Annotated in this window: 13 protein-coding genes; 8 read left to right on the top strand and 5 right to left on the bottom strand. The window is 74.3% G+C overall.

The features are described 5' to 3' along the window. Positions 1–33 precede the first annotated feature (33 nt). Positions 34–792, bottom strand: coding sequence for a peptidyl-tRNA hydrolase (locus CPH93_RS07145; protein WP_096212314.1), 759 nt, complete (start codon positions 790–792; stop codon positions 34–36). Between the two features lie 293 nt (positions 793–1,085). Here CPH93_RS07145 and CPH93_RS36690 point away from each other — a divergent pair, with 293 nt between their 5' ends. Continuing rightward, positions 1,086–2,090 carry an ABC transporter ATP-binding protein gene (locus CPH93_RS36690; protein ID WP_231977216.1) on the top strand — a complete coding sequence of 335 codons (1,005 nt, stop codon included), beginning with the start codon at positions 1,086–1,088 and terminating at the stop codon, positions 2,088–2,090. Further along, positions 2,087–2,752 carry an ABC transporter gene (locus CPH93_RS36685; protein ID WP_231977215.1) on the top strand — a complete coding sequence of 222 codons (666 nt, stop codon included), beginning with the start codon at positions 2,087–2,089 and terminating at the stop codon, positions 2,750–2,752. The genes CPH93_RS36690 and CPH93_RS36685 overlap by 4 nt, the downstream gene beginning before the upstream one ends. Positions 2,753–3,257: 505 nt before the next feature. Here the strand turns inward: CPH93_RS36685 and CPH93_RS07135 are convergent. Together CPH93_RS07135 and zapE are read right to left on the bottom strand one after the other, a co-directional pair. Beyond that, on the bottom strand, positions 3,258–4,625 hold the full coding sequence (locus CPH93_RS07135) for an alkaline phosphatase PhoX (RefSeq protein ID WP_093485945.1): 1,368 nt from the start codon (positions 4,623–4,625) through the stop codon (positions 3,258–3,260). A 147-nt stretch (positions 4,626–4,772) separates the two neighbouring features. After that, a complete protein-coding gene (gene zapE, locus CPH93_RS07130) occupies positions 4,773–5,891 on the bottom strand; it encodes a cell division protein ZapE (protein WP_173909739.1) in 1,119 nt (372 codons plus the stop codon). Between the two features lie 67 nt (positions 5,892–5,958). Here zapE and CPH93_RS07125 point away from each other — a divergent pair, with 67 nt between their 5' ends. Then, a complete protein-coding gene (locus CPH93_RS07125; protein ID WP_096212313.1) occupies positions 5,959–6,783 on the top strand; it encodes a pyrimidine reductase family protein in 825 nt (274 codons plus the stop codon). Positions 6,784–6,921: 138 nt separating this feature from the next. After that, positions 6,922–7,419 carry an indole-3-glycerol phosphate synthase gene (locus tag CPH93_RS07120; protein WP_093485949.1) on the top strand — a complete coding sequence of 166 codons (498 nt, stop codon included), beginning with the start codon at positions 6,922–6,924 and terminating at the stop codon, positions 7,417–7,419. A gap of 18 nt (positions 7,420–7,437) precedes the next feature. Here CPH93_RS07120 and CPH93_RS07115 read toward each other — a convergent pair whose 3' ends face one another. Both CPH93_RS07115 and CPH93_RS07110 read right to left on the bottom strand, forming a co-directional pair. Beyond that, a complete protein-coding gene (locus tag CPH93_RS07115; RefSeq protein ID WP_096212312.1) occupies positions 7,438–8,124 on the bottom strand; it encodes an ABC transporter ATP-binding protein in 687 nt (228 codons plus the stop codon). Then, positions 8,121–9,218, bottom strand: a complete 1,098-nt coding sequence (locus CPH93_RS07110) for an ABC transporter permease (RefSeq protein WP_096212311.1) — start codon at positions 9,216–9,218, stop codon at positions 8,121–8,123. The genes CPH93_RS07115 and CPH93_RS07110 overlap by 4 nt, the downstream gene beginning before the upstream one ends. Before the next feature lie 182 nt (positions 9,219–9,400). Here CPH93_RS07110 and CPH93_RS07105 point away from each other — a divergent pair, with 182 nt between their 5' ends. The 4 genes from CPH93_RS07105 to msrB all read left to right on the top strand — a co-directional run bounded on the left by CPH93_RS07105 (position 9,401) and on the right by msrB (position 13,229). Further along, on the top strand, positions 9,401–10,642 hold the full coding sequence (locus CPH93_RS07105; RefSeq protein WP_096215340.1) for a sensor histidine kinase: 1,242 nt from the start codon (positions 9,401–9,403) through the stop codon (positions 10,640–10,642). Next, the gene (locus tag CPH93_RS07100) at positions 10,639–11,280 is read left to right on the top strand and encodes a response regulator transcription factor (RefSeq protein ID WP_093485955.1); all 642 of its coding nucleotides are present in this window, start codon (positions 10,639–10,641) and stop codon (positions 11,278–11,280) included. The genes CPH93_RS07105 and CPH93_RS07100 overlap by 4 nt, the downstream gene beginning before the upstream one ends. Positions 11,281–11,407: 127 nt before the next feature. Then, the gene (gene murC, locus CPH93_RS07095; RefSeq protein WP_096212310.1) at positions 11,408–12,805 is read left to right on the top strand and encodes a UDP-N-acetylmuramate--L-alanine ligase; all 1,398 of its coding nucleotides are present in this window, start codon (positions 11,408–11,410) and stop codon (positions 12,803–12,805) included. A 16-nt stretch (positions 12,806–12,821) separates the two neighbouring features. Continuing rightward, positions 12,822–13,229, top strand: a complete 408-nt coding sequence (msrB, locus tag CPH93_RS07090) for a peptide-methionine (R)-S-oxide reductase MsrB (RefSeq protein ID WP_093485959.1) — start codon at positions 12,822–12,824, stop codon at positions 13,227–13,229. Positions 13,230–13,341 lie beyond the last annotated feature (112 nt).

Genomic DNA, 13,341 nt, shown 5'->3' with positions numbered 1-13,341 from the left:
CACTGCTCCCACGTCGGGACGTAGGAAGCCTGCCTACGGCCGCCGTATGCGCGGGAGAGGACAGAAGCGCTCGCCCCCCTCGGCGACAACAGTTTCCCCGGGCGCGATCTCCGTGAAGCCGGCATCGTGTACGACGGGCAGACCGCTGTGGGTGAGCGTCTCCCACTCCCCGGCCGCCGCGGACCGTACGGAGAGGGGGAACCCGGCCGCGCGCCAGGCTGCCCGGTCCGCATCGGACAGCTCCCACCACGCCAGCTGCGCGGCGTGTCCGGCCTGGGCCATCTCCTTGCCCGCCGACATCTCCAGGCCGGGATTGAGCCACAGCACCGGCCGGTCGGCCGCGGGCGGTCCGGGCGGCTCCGGATCGTCCAGTTCCGTGCCCGAGACCTGCAGTCGCGCCAGCTCCTTCGGCCAGCCGTCGAGCGGCACCGGGGGGAAGACCCGGACCTCGGCGCGGGCGCCGGTGACCGTGATGCCCGGCAGCGCCCCGGCCCGCCGCCACTCCGCGCCGCGCGCCCGCCGCACCACCTTCCGGATCCGGGCGTCCTGCCAGTCGCGCACCGCCGCGGCCCATTCGCCGTCCCCGGCCGAGCGCTCGTCCGACAGCAGCGCCAGCACCGCCCGCGCCGCCGTCTCCAGCGCGTCGGTACGCGCCGGCGGGTCGGTCTTCTCGATCCGTGCGACGAGCGGCAGCACGAACTGCGGTGCCGCGTCCCGGTCGTTCGCGGCCTGGGTGAACGCGCTGGCGGAGCTGTTGCCGGGCTGCTGCCCGGCGGTCTCGGTGCTGGTCACTCGCCCAGTCTGCCAGCCGCCACCGACAGCGCCCCCCGGCCGTCGCTCCCGCCGACACCGACAGCGCCCCCGCCGGCCCCTCGGTCGCCGCGCACCGGCCACCCGCCCCGCCCGGCCGGAGCGGGCGACTCCGTCGGCACGTCACAGGAACGCCGCTCGCCCCGCAGGGGGTTGCCGTGCGCAGGGCGGGGCGGGGTGCGTCCTCGCGCGGGCGCCGGGCGGCCGGTCCGGCTACCGTCGGGGCGGGGGCGCGGCGGGGAGCCCGCCGGGAGACAGCGGAGGTGCCGGAACGCATGAGGCTGGACGGGGTGGGGCGGCGCTACGGGGTGCGGGGCCCCTGGGTGCTGCGGGAGGTGCAACTCGACGTGCCCGTATCGGCGCTGCTGCGCATCGAGGGGACAAACGGCAGCGGGAAGTCCACGCTGCTGCGGCTGCTGGCCGGGATCGACCGGCCCAGCACCGGACGGATCACCGGCCGCCGGCGCAGCGCCTATGTGCCCGAACGGTTCCCGGTCGCCCTGCCGTTCACCGCCGTCGGCTACCTCACCCACCTCGGCCGCATCCACGGCCTGCGCGGCCCCGAAGCGGCCCGCCGCGCCACCGAGTGGCTCGAACGCTTCGGGGCGGCCGGGCATGCGCGGACCCCGATGGCCGAGCTGTCCAAGGGGACGAGCCAGAAGGTGGCGGTCGCCCAGGCGCTGCTCGCCGAGCCCGGACTCCTGGTGCTCGACGAGGCCTGGACGGGGCTGGACCGCAGCGCGCGCGAGGTGCTCGACCGGGCGGTCGCCGAGCGGGTCGCGGACGGTGGCACCGTCGTCTTCGTCGACCATGATCCGCGGCGGCTGGCGGGCGCGGCCGACGCCCGCTACCGGGTCGAGGACGGGCGGCTGCTGGCCCAGGACGCGCACGCTTCGACGGCGGGCCCGGTGACCGTGACCGGCCCCCGGGTGACCATCGAGGCCGAGGGCGCACCGGGCAGTGTGCTGTCCGCCGGGCCGGACCGGGCATCCGCCGGAGCGCCCCAGCTGCCCGCAGGAACGGAGATCTCGCCGGGACCGGACGGTACGACCCTGCTGACGGTCCCGGCCGTCCACTCCGACGTCGTGCTGCGTGCCCTGCTCACCGCAAACCCGCCCTGGCATATCCGCGCGGTCACCGCCGCCGTGGGGCCGGATGACGGCACTGACGACGGCACCGGCCCCGGAACTGCCACCGGGGGAACCGCCGCCTCCGGAACCACCGCCCCCGGGGCCGACGACCACCCTGCCCCCGCACCCGACGAGGCGCCCCTCCCGTGACCGCTCTCCTCCGCTACCAGGCGGCCCTGCTCATCGGCTCGCACCGCTGGCTGCCCCCGGTCATCCTCTACGCCGCCTGGCTGGCCATCGGTGTGCAGGGCGGCAGCCCGATCCTCGACTCGTTCGGCTATGCCGCCGGAGGCCTGCTGCCGGTCGCCGTATGGCTGACCAGGATCTGCGTCACCAACGAGCCGCCGGCCGCCCGCAACTGCGCCGCCGCGGCCGCCGGCCCCGAACGGGCCCACCTCGCCGCCGTGCTGACCGCGGCCGGCGCCGCGCTGGTGCTCGCGGTGGCCGGCGTGGGGCTGGTCGTGCTGCTGGGCGACCCGCGCTCCCACGACCACCGGGTGGTCCCGGTCCTGCCGGCGGCCGTTGCCGGGCTGCTCACCGCGCTGACATGCCTGCTGATGGGCATCGCGATCGGCGCGCTGAGCAACTGGCCGGTGCTGCGCAGCGCCGCCTGGGGCGTCCCGGCGAGCCTCACCGCCGCCCTGCTGCTGCTCGTACTGGGCGCCTCGCCCGCCAACGCCGCCCTGTCAGGCATGATCACCGGCTCCGCCCACGGCACGGTCCTCGCCCCCTGGCTGCCGCTCGCCGCCACTGTCCTGGTCGCGGCTGCCGCCATCGCCGCGGCCTGCGCCCTCACGTCGCGTCGTAGCTGAACGGGGTGGGGGCGGTAGGCGGTTAGCCGCTGCCGTTGGGGCGGGGCTGTCGGGCGGCTGCCGTTGGGCCGGGGCCGTCGGGGCGGGGCCGTCGGGCGGCTGCCGTTGGGCCGGGGGCTGTCGGGGCGCGGCCGTTGGGCCGCTGCCGTCGAACAGTGGCCGGGCCGGGACCGGGGGCCGCGGAGGGGGTCGGTCCGGGCGGCGCCGGACGACCGGATTCCGGGCCCCTGGCGTCTCCCCCGCCCCCTCCCCCTCCTCCCCCTTCGGGGGAGGGGGCGGGGGTGGGTTCGGGGGTGGGGGGAGCAGGCGTACGCTCGCCAACATGCCCTCCCCCTCCCCTCAAGCCGACCACACCGCAGCCTGCCTCCACTGCGCCCAGCCCACCGAGTACCCCCTAGACCACCCCGGCCCCGTGCTCTGCCCCGTCTGCGAGTGGCAGGAGGCCCAACGGTCCGCCTGCTCCGGCTGACCGGTACCGTGCCGGGTCAGCCGGCCCGTCGCGGCGTCAGTGGTGCCACGGGCCGGTCACCGCGAACGTCGTTCCCGGCGTGTAGCAATTGACGTACATCGTCCGGAAGTCGGGCGAGAACGTCACGCCCGCGAACTCGCCCCACTCCGGCTTCTCCGGTGTGCCGATGTTCTGCCGGCCGCGCGCCATCGGATAGACCTCGCCGCGCCGGGTGAGGCCGAAGACGTGCTGGGCGCCGTCGCCGTCCTCACAGACCATCAGGCCGCCGCTGGGTGCCAGGCAGATGTTGTCGGGTGATTCGCCGGGCAGTTGGAGGTCGGTGTCCGGGCCGAAGACGACGACCTGGGTCAGCTGCCGCTTCCTCGGGTCGTACTTCCACACCTGGCCGTAGTGGTCGGCCGTCGAGCCGGCGGACCGGTGGGCGAAGCTGGAGACGAAGTAGACGCAGGAGCCGCCCCAGTAGCAGCCCTCCAGTTTCTGGGCGTGGGTGATGCCCCCGGGGCCGAAGTCCTGGAAGCGGATCGGGGTCTCGCGGGCGAGCGGGTCGGGCACATCCACCCAGCTGACGTGGTCGAAGACGGTGCCGGGCCGCTGGATCGCGGAGAGGTCGGGCACACCGGGGACCCGCAGCGCCTGGAGCCGGCCGCCGGCCCGGAGGGAACCGCGGCCGCCCCTCGGCTTCTTGGGGAGAAAGCGGTAGAAGAGGCCGAACGGCTTGTCGAAGGCGTCCTCGGTCTCGTAGACGGTGCCGGTGCCGGGGTCGACGGCGACCGCCTCGTGCGAGAAGCGGCCCATCGCGGTCAGCGGGACCGCACCGGTGCGCCGCGGGTCGTACGGATCGACCTCGAAGACGAAGCCGTGGTCCTTGGTGTAGTTCTCCTCACCGGCCCGGAACTCGGTCTCCTCGCAGGTCAGCCAGGTGTTCCAAGGGGTGTGCCCGCCCGCGCAGTTGGTGGAGGTACCGGCGAGGGCGACCCGCTCGGAGCGCACCGTGTTGCCCCGGTCGAGTTCCAGGGCCGTACAGCCGCCCTCGGCCCCCGGGTCGTACGTCAGACCGCGGACCGTGGGGACGGCCTGGCGGGAGTGCGTACGGTTCTCGTGGTTGCGGACCAGGTAGGTGCCCCCGTGGCGGCCGGGGAAAGCCGACATGCCGTCGCAGTTGCCGGGCACCTTGCCCTCCCCGGAGAGCAGCGGGTCGCCCTCCCGGGAGAGGACCCGGTGCCGGAAGCCCCGGGGGAGGTCGAGCAGGCCGTCCGGGTCGGGGACCAGCGGGCCGTAGCCGCGCCGGCCCATGCCCTGGGCGGTCGCGGTCCCCGCGAAGAGCTCCGTGAGGCTTCCGGAGAAGGCGAGGGCCGTCCCCAACGCACCGGTGCGGGCCAGGATCTGACGTCGTGTCGCGGACATGGCGGCTCCCTGTTGGCGGACAGGTGACGTACCCGCCGTGTGTACCACGCAGCCGGGGCGTCGGGAACCATGCGGCGGGCGCCGGCCGGGTGGCGCCCACCGTACTGCTTACCAGGAGCCGGCCGGGTGGCGCGCCCGCCGTACCGCCTACCGGGAGCCGTCGGCCACCAGGGCGCCCGCATCGCGCGCCAGCGCCGTCAGCCGGGAGATCGCCCGGAAGTACTTCTTGCGGTAGCCGCCGCGCAGCATCTCCTCGCTGAACAGCTCGTCGAAGGCCTTGCCGGAGGTCAGCACCGGCACCTCGCGGTCGTAGAGCCGGTCCGCGAGGACGACCAGGCGCAGCGCCGTCGACTGGTCGGGCACCGCCTGGACGTCGGTGAGGCAGACCGCTTCGATGCCGTCGCACATCGCGCCGTACCGGCTGGGGTGCACCGTGGACAGATGCTCCAGCAGGGAGGGGAAGTCGTCGAGCGAGGCGCCGGGCGTGCGGTATGCCGTGCGGGTGACCGTCTCGTCGTCGTACGGGGCGGGCGCGTCGGGCAGGCCGCGGTGGCGGTAGTCCTCGCCGTCGATGCGCAGCGGACGGAACTGGGCGCTCAGCCCCTGGATCTCGCGCAGGAAGTCGGCGGCGGCGAACCGGCCCTCGCCGAGCTTGCCGGGCAGCGTGTTGGACGTGGCGGCCAGCGCCACACCGGCGTCCACCAGCTTGCCGAGCAGGGTGGAGACCAGGACGGTGTCACCGGGATCGTCCAGCTCGAACTCGTCGATGCACAGCAGTCGGTGCTCGCCGAGCGTGCGCACGGTCTGCTGGAAGCCGAGCGCGCCGACGAGGTTCGTCAGCTCGACGAAGGTGCCGAAGGCCTTGCGCTCCGCCGGGGCGGGGGTGGCATGCCACAGGGAGGCGAGCAGGTGGGTCTTGCCGACGCCGTAGCCGCCGTCCAGATAGACGCCGCGCGGGCCCTTGGGGGCCGCCGGCTTCCTGGCGAACCAGCGCCGCTTTTCCGTGGCCCGCCCGCCCTCGATGCTGTCCGCGAAGTCGCTCAGTACCTGGACGGCCTCGGCCTGGCTGGGCTGCTTCGCGTCCGGGATGTAGCTGTCGAAGCGGGCGCCCTGGAAGCGCGGCGGCGGCACCATCTCGGCAACCAGGCGTTCGGCCGGGACGTGCGGGGCGCGGGCGGTCAGTGCGGCGGGGGTCGCGGCGTCCCCGTCGGCCGGCGGAACGGCCGTCGGGTCGGGCTGCGGAGAAGAGGACTCGGAAGGTGACACAGCGCTCCAGCCTATCTCCTGTGCGGGAGGCGGCGGTCCGGTGAGCGAGGCATGTCACACTGCCGCCATGCGACGCCTGTTCCCCCTCCCTGCCCCGCCCGTGCCGACCCCTGAGACCGGGAAGGCCGAGGTGGCGGCGGTCGGCCCGATGGACCGGCCGTGGACGCCGGCCGAGCTGGCGGAGGCTTATGCGTATCCGGCGGCGGACGATCCGGTGCGCGCGGGCCGCCCAGGCTGGCTGCGCGCCAACATGGTGTCCTCCTTGGACGGGGCGGCCCACCACGAGGGCCGCTCGCAGCCGCTCTCCGGCGAAGCCGACATGCGGATCTTCGGGGTGCTGCGGGCGCTCGCGGATGCCGTGGTGGTGGGGGCGGAAACGGTGCGGAAGGAGGGCTACCGCCCGGCCCGCGCCCGGGAGGTGTTCGCCGCCCGCCGGGCCGCCGCCGGCCAGGGCCCGGCCCCGGCCATCGCCGTGGTCACCGCCGGTCTTGATCTGGACTTCACGCTGCCCCTGTTCACCGAGCCGGTGGTGCCCACCCTCGTGCTGACCGGCGCCGGTGCACCGGCGGACGGGGTGGCCGCGGCCCGGGCGGCAGGTGCCGAGGTGCTGTTCGCCGGGGAGGGCGTGGGCGTCGATCCCGCCCGGGTGGCCGGTGTACTGGCCGAACGGGGGCACACCCGGCTGCTGACGGAGGGCGGGCCCAGGCTGCTGGGACAGTTCGCCGCGGCCGATGCGCTGGACGAGATGTGTCTGTCGCTGGCCCCCGTGGTGGCCGTGGGTGGTGCCCCGAGGATCATGAACGGGCCGGCCGTCCCGGTTCCGGCGCGTTTCGCCCTGGCATCCGTGCTGGAGGAGGACGGGTTCCTGTTCACTCGGTACCGCCGGTCGTGACAATCGGCGGAATTATCTGTTCCGCTTAGCTTCCGTTGGGCACACTTAGAGCCAGCAGGCCCCGTGTGGCGACGGGGCGGATGGTTTCTGTCGGGCTCCGCACGATGCGGTGCCCCGAGGAGAAGAAGGGCGTCCGTCGTGTTCACGAGCGTATTGATGATCGAGAAGCCTCTGACGCCCGCCGACGTGGAGTTCGTGACCACGCTGCACGGCGATGACCGGATCTCGTTCGTCGTGCTCATGCAGCCGCGCGGCAAGCAGGACGTCCTGCTGCGGGCGATCGACGACGTCGCCCTCGGCGAGTTCGACGACGCCGTACGGGAGGGCGAGGAACCGGGCGGCGCCCAGGCGGAGGCACCCGCCGAGGTGGCCCTGGCCCACACGCTGCAGGCGCTGCGCGGCACCGGCGCGGAGGCCGTCGGGCAGGTGGTCGAGGACCACCCGCTTGACCTGCTGCGGTCCATCGTCGACGAGACCGGCGCGGACGAGGTGATCGTGCTGACCACCCCGCACTTCGTCGAGGAGTTCTTCCACCGCGACTGGGCCTCCCGCGCCCGCCACATGGTCGGCGTCCCGGTCCTCAAGCTCTTCTCGCACGCGGCGGACGACCAGCCCCAGCAGCCCGCCGGGGGCTGAGCGCCCGCACGACGGGGATCAGGGACGGGCCCCGGTCCGCAGGCGGAGCCGGCCGTCGCGCACCTCGGCGACCTCGTCCGCCAGGCCGAGATGCGCCGGGTCGTGGGTGACCAGCACCGTCGCGGTCGCGCGCTGACGGGTGAGGGTGACCAGCAGATCGAGCACCGCGGCGCCCCGCTCGTGGTCCAGGGCGCTGGTCGGCTCGTCCACCAGCAGCACCGCCGGCTCGTTCATCAGCGCCCGCGCGATATTGATCCGCTGCCGCTGACCGCCCGACAGCTGATGCGGCCGCCGGCCGGCCAGCCCGTCCATGCCGACCGCGGCCAGCAGCTCCAGCGCCCGGGCCCGCGCCTTACGGGGCGAGCGGCCGTCCAGATGGGCCATCACCTGCAGCTGTTCGGCGCCGGTCAGCGACGGCAGCAGATTCGGCTGCTGGAAGACCGTGCCGACGGTGGTGCGGCGCAGCGCCGTCAGCTCCGCGCGGCCGAGCCCGGTGGTGTCCGTGCCGGCGAGCACCACCCGTCCGCGGTCCGAGCGGATCAGCGTGGCGGCGACCGCCAGCAGACTGGACTTGCCGGAGCCGGACGGCCCGATCACCGCCGTCAGACAGCCCGGGGACACGGTCAGCGAGACCTCGTCCAGTGCGGTCAGCCGGCCGTCGCCGTCGGGGTAGGTGAGGGTGACATCGGTCAGTTCGAGGCTCATCGGGCACTTCCCAGCGCGGTCAGCGGGTCGACGGAGGTGATGCGGCGGACGGCCAGCGCGGCGCCCGCGGCGCCCAGCGCGGTCATGATCAGGGCCGGGAGCAGCACGGTGGACGGGGTGAGCACGAAGGGCACCGTGGAGCCGATCCCCGCCCCCACCGCGGCCACCACGGCGCTGCCCAGGCCCGTCCCGAGCAGCAGCAGGACGACGGCCTGGCCGAGCGCGTCCCGCAGTAGCGAGCCGGTCGAGGCGCCCAGCGCCTTCAGCACCGCGACATCACCGCTGCGCTGGATCGTCCACACCGTGAAGAACGCCCCGATGACCAGCGCGGAGATCGCGAAGAGGAAACCGCGCATCAGCTGGAGCGAGCCGTTCTCCGCGCGGTACGAGCCGATGGCCTCCAGCGCGTCGCCGGTGCTGACGGTCCTGGTGCCGAGCCGCGCATCGGCGACGGCCAGATCGGCCGACCCGGTGGTGGACAGGGCGAGCACGGTCGCCTCCGCCCCGTGGGCGTGCCCGGAGCCGTCGGCCGCCCCGGAGCCGTCGGCCGCCCTCCGCCAGTCCGCCAGCGACATCCAGACCACCGGCGTATGGCTGTACATCGCCGCGCCCGACACCGCCGCGACCGTGCAGGTCCGGCCGCCCAGCGTCAGCGCGTCCCCGGCCCGTACCCCCAGCGCCGCGGCGGCCTTCCCGGACAGCACCACCGCCCCGTCACCGACCCCCTCCGGCGCCGGCCGGGACCCCGGCCGCACCCCGAACGCCGACACCGCGGCGCTCCGGCCGCCCGCCGCGGCCTTCACCGGAGTGATCCCCAGCGGCTCGGCGCCCCGTACGCCCGGCACCCGCGCCCAGGCCGCCACGGTCCGCCCGGACAGCCGCGAGTCGGTGAACGCGAGGCCGCTGCCGTCGGCGGGCGCCGAGAACACCAGGTGATCGGCGGGCAGCGCGGTGATCGCCGAGGTGTTCTCCCGGCCCAGGCCCGCGGTCAGGCCCGACAGCAGCCCCACCAGCACCGTGATCAGCACGATGACGGTGCCCATCAGGGCGAACCGTCCCCTGGCGAATGCCAGGTCCCTCCAGGCCACGAACACAGGCGGTGCCCTCCTTGCTGCCGGGCGCCGGACCCACTGCCCGGCGGCCGGACCACCGTCGCCTGCCGGGCGGGTGCCGGACATCGCGCGGGGGAGTGGTCCGCCGGCGCCGGAAGGTGCGCATCGAGGTCAACCCTTTGGTTGATGCCGCAGGTGAGGACGGCCCTTAGCCTGTGGTGGCCGTGACCGAAGAAGCCGTGACCGCACACTCCCTCACCCCCGTCCTGCGGGCCCTGCGCAGCTGCCTCCATCTGCTGGTGGCCGCGCTGCTCGCGCTCGCCTCCGTACGTGCAGTCGCCGGGCGCGCCCCGAACGCCCCGGCCGTCGTCGCCACCGCTGCCGCGCTGCTCGCCCTCTACGGGCTCGGCCCCCGGCTGCCCCGCGTACGCAGCTCCCCGCGCGCCGCGGCCCGCTGGCTCACGGCCGTCGCCCTGGTGTGGCTGGCGCTGCTCGCCCTCACCCCGGACGGCGTCTGGCTGGCGTTCCCGCTGTTCTTCGTCCAGCTGCATCTGCTGCCGCTGCGCCGGTCGCTGCCCGCCGTCGCGGCCACCACCCTCGCCGCCATCGCCGGATTCAGCTGGCACACCCACACCATCAGCGTCGGCACGGTCCTCGGCCCCGCCCTGGGCGCCGCCGTCGCGGTCGCCGTCGTCCTCGGCTACCAGGCCCTCTACCGGGAGAGCGAACAGCGCCGACGCCTCATCGAGGAGCTCACCGCGACCCGCAGCGAGCTGGCCGCCGCGGAACGCGCCGCCGGCCGGCTCGCCGAACGCGAGCGGCTGGCCCGCGAGATCCACGACACCCTCGCGCAGGGGCTGTCCAGCATCCAGCTGCTGCTGCGGGCGGCCGAACGCGTCCTGCCGCAGCAGCCCACGGCGGCCCTCGGACATGTCCGGCAGGCCCGCACCACCGCCGTCGACAACCTCGCCGAGGCACGCCGCTTCGTGCAGGCGCTCAGCCCGCCCGCCCTGGAGTCGGGCTCGCTGCCCGCCGCCCTGGAGCGGCTCTGCGCCACCACGGCCCGCAGCTCCGGGCTCACCGTGCACTGCCAGGTCTCCGGCGTGCCCCTCGCGCTGCCCACCCCGCACGAGGTCGCCCTGCTGCGCATCGCCCAGTCCGCGCTCGCCAACACCGTCCGGCACGCCGCCGCCGGCCGCGTCGAGCTGACTCTCAGCTACATGGACACCGAGGTCGCGCTGGACATCGTCGACGACGGCGGAGGATTCCGACCCGCCGAGCTGCCCGCACCCGGCTCCGCCGCGGCCCGGGGCACCGGCTTCGGGCTCGCCGCGATGCGCGCCCGCGCCCGCGCCCTCCAGGGGACGCTGGCCGTCGAGTCCGCCCCCGGAGAGGGCACCGCGATCGCCGTCACCCTGCCCTGCCCCGCCACCCCGCCCAACGCCGCCCCGGAGGCCGCCTCGTGACCGTCCCGGCCACCACTGTCCGGCTGCTGCTCGCCGACGACCACCCCGTCGTACGGGCCGGGCTGCGCGCCGTCCTGGAGACCGAAGCGGACTTCGAGATCGTCGCCGATGTCCCCACCGCCGAGCAGGCGGTCCGCCGCGCCGCGCAGGGCGACGTCGACGTGGTCCTCATGGACCTGCAGTTCGGCGGCCGGATGCTGGGCTCGCAGGCCACCGCCGAGATCACCGCCCGCCCCGGCGGCCCGCGCGTCCTCGTACTGACCACCTACGACACCGACGCCGACATCCTCGCCGCCATCGAGGCCGGCGCCACCGGCTACCTCCTCAAGGACGCCCCGCCCCAGGAGCTGGCCGCCGCGGTCCGCACCGCCGCCGCCGGACGGTCCGCGCTCGCACCCACCGTCGCGCTGCGCCTGATGGACCGGCTGCGCACCCCCGCCACCGCGCTCTCCCGGCGCGAGACGGAGGTCCTCCAGCTCGTCGCCGAGGGCCACTCGAACGCGGCGGTCAGCAAACTGCTCTTCCTCAGCCAGGCGACCGTCAAGTCCCACCTTGTCCACATCTACGCCAAGCTGGGTGTGGACTCCCGTACGTCCGCGGTCGCCGCCGCCACCGCACAGGGCCTGATCCGCCGCTGACCACCGACGCCGGACCCGGCCGGGGTCCATGGACCGGCGCTGTCGGTGCCGGGTGCGAGAATCATCGACAGCACGACCGAACGGCAGCATCACCGCTCGCGATGATCGACGATCAGGGAGACGCACCATGGCACCCGCCATCCCAGCCTCGATGGACCGGCCGCACTTCATCGGCATCGGCGGAGCCGGTATGTCGGGCATCGCCAAGATCCTCGCGCAGCGCGGCGCCCAGGTGGCGGGCAGTGACGCCAAGGACTCGGCGACCGCCCAGGCCCTGCGCGCCCTCGGTGTCACGGTCCACCTCGGCCATGCCGCCGGGCATCTCGCCGAGGACGCCACCAGCGTCGTCGTCTCCTCCGCGATCCGCCCCGACAACCCCGAGCTGGCCGCCGCCCAGGAGCGCGGCATCCCGGTCGTCCACCGCTCCGACGCGCTCGCCTCCCTCATGGAGGACCTGCGCCCCATCGCCGTCGCCGGCACCCACGGCAAGACGACGACGACCTCCATGCTCGCCGTCTCCCTCGGCGCCCTCGGTCTGAAGCCGTCCTACGCCATCGGCGGCGACCTCGACGCCCCGGGATCCAACGCCGAGCACGGCGCCGGCGAGATCTTCGTCGCCGAGGCCGACGAAAGCGACCGCAGCTTCCACAAGTACGCCCCCGAGGTCGCCATCATCCTCAACGTGGAGCTGGACCACCACGCCAACTACGCCTCGATGGACGAGATCTACGAGTCCTTCGAGACCTTCGTCGGCCGGATCCGCCCTGGCGGCACCCTGGTCATCGCCGCCGACCAGCCCGGCGCCCGCGAGCTGACCGAACGGATCTCCGGCCGTCATGACATCGAGGTCGTCACCTACGGCGAGTCCGCGGACGCCGACGTCCGCATCCTCAAGGTCAACCCCCGCGGCCTGACCAGCGACGTCACCGTCACCCTGACCAGCGGCAAGATCCTCACCTTCACGGTCTCCGTCCCGGGCCGGCACTACGCCCACAACGCCGTCGCCGCCCTGGCCGCCGGCGTCGCCCTGGGCCTCCCGCCGCACAACCTCGCCTCCGCGCTCGGCAAGTACACCGGCGTCAAGCGCCGCCTCCAGCTCAAGGGCGAGGCGGCCGGCGTCCAGGTCATCGACTCCTACGCCCACCACCCCACGGAGATGACCGCCGACCTGGAAGCCATCCGCGGCGCCGCCGAGGGCTCCCGGGTGCTGGTCGTCTTCCAGCCGCACCTCTTCTCCCGCACCCAGGAGCTGGGCACGGAGATGGGCCAGGCACTCGCCCTCGCCGACGCCTCCGTGGTCCTGGACATCTACCCGGCCCGCGAGGACCCGATCCCGGGCATCACCAGCACCCTGATCATCGACGCCGCGCGCGCCGCGGGCGCCGATGTCGCCCCCGAGAGCGACCAGGCCGCCGTCCCGGACGTCATCGCCGGAATGGCCAAGCCCGGTGACCTTGTTCTCACCATGGGCGCGGGCGATGTGACCGACCTCGGCCCCGCCATCCTGTCCCGCCTGGGCAGCTGAGCCAAGGAGCCCCCTGATGCCGTACGAGATCGACAAGCCCGACGAGCAGTGGCGCGCCGAGCTGACCCCCGCGGAGTATCGCGTCCTGCGCGAGGCCGGTACCGAGCCCGCCTTCGTCGGCGAGTACACCGACACCACGACCGAGGGCGTCTACTCCTGCCGCGCCTGCGGCGCCGAACTCTTCCGCTCCGACACCAAATTCGCCAGCCACTGCGGCTGGCCGTCCTTCTACGATCCCCGTGACTCGGACGCCGTGGAACTCGTGTCCGACAATTCGCACGGCATGACGCGGACCGAAGTACGGTGCGCGCGGTGCGGCTCACACCTCGGCCACGTCTTCGAGGGCGAGGGGTATCCGACGCCGACGGACCAGCGTTATTGCATCAATTCCATCTCCCTGCGGTTGGTTCCGGACGAGGGCTGACCTGCTGGTCCCAAGTCACGTAGGCCGGTGCGAAATCCACGGCCGCCGTCCGGATTTCGCTGCGACGGACGGGATCTCTGGCGCGATGAGCCCTCCGTGCGGATGGGAAGCG

It is taken from the genome of Streptomyces sp. 2323.1, assembly GCF_900221035.1.
GTDB lineage: Bacteria > Actinomycetota > Actinomycetes > Streptomycetales > Streptomycetaceae > Streptomyces > Streptomyces sioyaensis.
The sequence above is the reverse complement of the archived record's forward strand: the minus strand, read 5'-3'. Positions and strand labels throughout refer to the sequence as shown.